Origin of the sequence: Caldimonas sp., assembly GCF_046289365.1 — a bacterium.
GTDB lineage: Bacteria > Pseudomonadota > Gammaproteobacteria > Burkholderiales > Burkholderiaceae_C > Caldimonas.
The window spans coordinates 1-2,192 of record NZ_JBKBVU010000328.1 but is presented as its reverse complement, the minus strand read 5'-3'; the positions used below and the strand labels follow the sequence as shown (position 1 = coordinate 2,192).

The 2,192-nt window shown below is 66.4% G+C and carries 3 protein-coding genes, 1 other RNA gene and 1 pseudogene; 2 read left to right on the top strand and 3 right to left on the bottom strand.

Annotated features, from left to right (window positions below; genetic code table 11):
• A pseudogene (locus tag ACK42S_RS17690) lies at positions 1-526 on the top strand (recombinase family protein); the annotation flags it as partial.
• The gene (locus ACK42S_RS17685) at positions 523-975 is read left to right on the top strand and encodes a hypothetical protein (RefSeq protein ID WP_409710707.1); all 453 of its coding nucleotides are present in this window, start codon (positions 523-525) and stop codon (positions 973-975) included. The pseudogene ACK42S_RS17690 and the gene ACK42S_RS17685, both read left to right, overlap by 4 nt.
• Positions 976-984: 9 nt before the next feature.
• Here the strand turns inward: ACK42S_RS17685 and ACK42S_RS17680 are convergent, their stop codons facing one another.
• The 3 genes from ACK42S_RS17680 to ssrA form a co-directional block, all read right to left on the bottom strand.
• Complete coding sequence (locus tag ACK42S_RS17680) at positions 985-1,485, bottom strand: GNAT family N-acetyltransferase (RefSeq protein WP_409710704.1); 501 nt, start codon at positions 1,483-1,485, stop codon at positions 985-987.
• Complete coding sequence (locus ACK42S_RS17675; RefSeq protein ID WP_104303412.1) at positions 1,482-1,775, bottom strand: DUF1778 domain-containing protein; 294 nt, start codon at positions 1,773-1,775, stop codon at positions 1,482-1,484. The genes ACK42S_RS17680 and ACK42S_RS17675 overlap by 4 nt, the downstream gene beginning before the upstream one ends.
• Before the next feature lie 308 nt (positions 1,776-2,083).
• Positions 2,084-2,192, bottom strand: a transfer-messenger RNA (tmRNA) gene (ssrA, locus tag ACK42S_RS17670); the annotation flags it as partial.

Genomic DNA, 2,192 nt, shown 5'->3' with positions numbered 1-2,192 from the left:
TGCGAATGAGCGCCGCCGTGACACGAACGGTCACAGGCGCGCGCCCGCGCTGCTGCGCGGCCTGCTGTTCACGCCCGATGGCCAGCGGCTGGTGCCCAGCCACACGGTCAAGAAGGGCAAGGTCTATCGCTACTACACGCCGCTCCAACACCGGCGCTTCGGTGCCTGGGCCAGTCCACGCGGCCCGTTGCCAGCGGGGCCGATAGAAGAACTGGTCACGCAGCAGATCGTGGCGGCGCTGTCGGCACCGCACACGGTGCAGGCGGTGTGGGAACGGGTCCGGGCCATCCGTCCCGATCTGTCAGAGCCTGAGGTCGTGCTGCCGATGCGCAACCTCGCCAATCTGTGGCAGCACTTGTTCCCTGCCGAGCAGTGCCGCCTGGCGCAGTTGCTGATCGAGCGGGTGATCGTGGCCGATGAGGGGCTGGAGATCGTCTGGCGCGACCAGGGCTGGCGGGAACTGGCCGCCGAGCTGATGCCCGGCACCATCGGTGCGGAGCTGCAGGAACTGGAGGCCGCCGCATGAAGGCACGCGTTCAGGCCACCGGCGCCCCGGTGCTCCGCGAGCGCCGCGAGGATGGACAGGTCAGGCTGAGCACCTTCATCCCGTGGAAGATCAAAAAGCGCGGCGCCCGCACGGTCGTGGTGCGGCCCGATGGGGCGGCCGAGGCGCCGGGCACGACGGCCCGCACGCTGGATCAGCCCTTGCTGGTGGCACTGACCCGGGCTTTCTACTGGCAGCACCTGCTCGACGAGGGCGTGGTGGCCAGCGGCAGCGAGATCGCCCGACGCGAAGGCTTGCACCACTCCACGGTCAACGAACTGCTGCGGCTGACGCTGCTCGAGCCCGCCCTCATCCAGGCCATCCTGGCGGGCAAGCAGCCGCGCTGCATGAGCCTGCTGTGGTTCCAGCGCAACCCGCTGCCGACCGACTGGGTCGCGCAGCGGGAGGTGGTGGCACGGTTCGATGCGTGAGGGTGTGACTCAACGAACCCAGCGACGGGCATCCTTCAAGAGCAGCAGCAATTGTTGCTCTCGCAACGGCGAGGCGATGAACCCGAACCGGGTGTAGAACCTCGCCGCTTCTTCATCGATGGGGTGGGTCAACATAGCCCGAATACCGGCCTGTTCGGCAATCAGCATCGTGCGGCGAATCGCATCCTGAAGCATCCCGACGCCGATCCCGAGGCCCTGGTGCTCGCGTGACACGGCAAGCCGGGCCAGAATCACCACCGGCACCGGGTACTGTCCCATGCCCTTGCGGATGCGCTCCGGCGCTTCCAGTGTGTCCACCTGACCCACCGTCAGGCTGAAGTAGCCCACGACGCGGTCTTCATCGTCGGCCACGACGAAGGTCTTGGCCGAGCCGCTGCCCTGCGCCTGGCGGGCGTGGCGCAACAGCCAGTCATTCAGCGCGGGCTTGCCGCAATCAAAACCCTCCAGCCGATGCTGCGCGGCCAGCGGCTCCGGTGCGCGCAACGTCACTTCGTGTCCCAGGGCGCCTTGCGAGCGAAGAGGTCACGCAAGCCGTCGTTGGCCTGCTCGGGGCGCTCCAGCAGATCCATCAGGGCCTGATACTGGCTGCCCGAAACCATGAACAATCGTTGGTCCAGCAGGGTCTGCTCGGCGGCCAGGCAAGCGCTGTCGAGGATGAAGTCGGTCAGCGACTTGTGGGCCACTTCGGCGGCACGGCGCAGCACCGCCTCTTGTTCGGGGGTGGCGCGCAGCCCGAGTCGGGCGGAGCGGGCAGAAGGCGACGATGCAACGGCAGTCATGGCAGCACCTCTTTTGTTAGATCAACTGCCGCAATGTTAGTACAAATGACGCACGCTGTCTAGTTGCGGTGGTGACCGGCGGCCTTGGTTGACGATGAACCGACGCGCGTAAGTTGTTGATTTTACTAGACCACCATCTGCGCCTACCCGCAGGCCAAACGGAGAACAGAGACAGCTCCGGCCGAGAAAGTGGCCGATTTCGGGCGTTTCGGCAGCAGGCCACCCGCAGCACAGACGGCCGGAACCCCGCGTGGTGCGGGGATTTCGGGCAAGAAAAAGGGCCCGGAGACTATCCGAGCCCTTGTGTATGGTGGAGGTGGGGGGAGTTGAACCCCCGTCCGAAGGCACTCCATGCCCGGCCCTACATGCTTAGCTCACCGTTGGTTCTCGGCCTGCGGCAACACGGTGTGCGAAGCA